The organism is Pseudomonas sp. NPDC077408, assembly GCF_050269105.1.
In the GTDB taxonomy this organism is placed as follows: domain Bacteria; phylum Pseudomonadota; class Gammaproteobacteria; order Pseudomonadales; family Pseudomonadaceae; genus Stutzerimonas.
The window spans coordinates 1-1,485 of record NZ_JBNNHS010000026.1; the positions used below are offsets into that span (position 1 = coordinate 1).

The window sequence follows — 1,485 nt, forward strand, 5'->3', positions numbered from 1 at the left end:
CCGTTGCCGGTTGGGAGTCGGATGACGTGTTCTGTGCTGGCTGGGTCGCTGATGCTCTAGCCGTCCTTGGCTGGGACGACCTCAAGAAACGTGCTGTAGGCACCGTATGGCGGCGCTCTGACGCTGAACGCTCACGTATAGCCCTTTGCAAGCAATACGGAGGGATCATCGCTGAATGGGCGGCAGAACTGGGTGGCTGGGATGCGCTCCCGCAAGCCATGCGGGCACTTATTGACGACAAACCATCGCAACCCATTGCTGCCGGGTCTGGGCGGCTGGTTGATGTCTAGCGCGCAGCGCAGAAGCAGCCAGGCGACCGGGCGCGGCCACCAAGCGTAGCGCGGTAGAACGCACAAAAGGTGTCCACCTGATTGACAGGTACACACCCAGCCACCACACTCCGGCGATAAGTGTCCACCGGAGAAGATTCATGCCCACGCTCAAACCGCGCGTTCAAGTCACGCTTGAACCGCAGACGCACGACGTCATTGCACGTCTCGCCAGCCTCCAGAACCGCACTCGTGGTTCAGTCATCGCTGAGTTGCTCGATTCGGTAGCTCCAGCGCTCATACGCACCGTTGCGTTGCTCGAAGCAGCCTTCGAAGCACCCGATCAAGTCAAGCAGGGACTACGCGCCGTTGTGGAAGGTGTCCACGACGAACTTGTGGCCGTTTCGGGCGATTCGATCAAGCAATTGGACATGCTCATGCAGCGTCTCGATGAAGGCTCAGAAGAGGGGTCAACCCCCGTCCCTGTAACACGGGGGTCAGGTACTGACTCAACCCCCCCTCCGAAACCGGTCAAAACGCGCCGGAAGCCTAGTGCCAAGCGGGGTCCAGCCAAATGACACGGTTCGATTGGTATCAAGCGACGGTTTACGTCCAAGACCCAAGCCAAAAGGGCCTCCTCTCGGCCTTGCTTAAGGCGTGGGATTTGTCCGATTTCGCCCCCGACAGGGGTATGCATGGATACACACACGGTGGACGAATCAGCAGGGGCTCAACGAAGCTCTGTACGCTCTGGTGGGGTGGTAACCCTGGGGTGAACATCACTGCAAGCTCTACCGAAGCTCCAGTGCTCGCACAGGCGCTCAGAGGGCTAAATATCACCTACGGTGTCACTCGGGTTGACTCGTGTGCTGATTGGATCGAGGAAGGCGCGTTCGACTCGCTGTCGGGGCATCTGATTGCATTCGCCCAGGCCAACGGGATAAGCATCGAGCAGCGCGGGGATTGGATCAGGGGGCAGGCTCGCACGCTCTATCTCGGCTCGCCGCAGTCGCCTGTGCGGATCTGCCTGTACGAAAAAGGGTATGAGCAGGGTGGTGACGCTCCGAGGGATTGGACTCGCCTCGAAGTTCGGGTGCGCCCTAAAGGTGAACATCGCATGGCCGTTGCCGGTTGGGAGTCGGATGACGTGTTCTGTGCTGGCTGGGTCGCTGATGCTCTAGCCGTCCTTGGCTGGGACGACCTCAAGAAACGTGCT

3 protein-coding genes are annotated in these 1,485 nt (G+C 59.9%); all 3 read left to right on the plus strand.

The annotated features are described in order from the left end of the window. Positions 1-290: hypothetical protein (locus tag ACQKEK_RS23380; RefSeq protein ID WP_499167723.1), on the plus strand; the 290-nt coding region annotated here is incomplete at its 5' end. 140 nt (positions 291-430) lie between these two features. Next, positions 431-847: a hypothetical protein gene (locus tag ACQKEK_RS23385; RefSeq protein WP_499167725.1), complete on the plus strand. Its 417-nt coding sequence runs from the start codon at positions 431-433 to the stop codon at positions 845-847. 194 nt (positions 848-1,041) lie between these two features. Continuing rightward, positions 1,042-1,485: replication initiation factor domain-containing protein (locus ACQKEK_RS23390; RefSeq protein ID WP_499167726.1), on the plus strand; the 444-nt coding region annotated here is incomplete at its 3' end.

Excerpts from the sequence above, each read along its gene's own strand:
- ACQKEK_RS23385 (WP_499167725.1), top strand. The coding sequence starts at position 431 with ATGCCCACGCTCAAACCGCGCGTTCAAGTCACGCTTGAACCGCAGACG.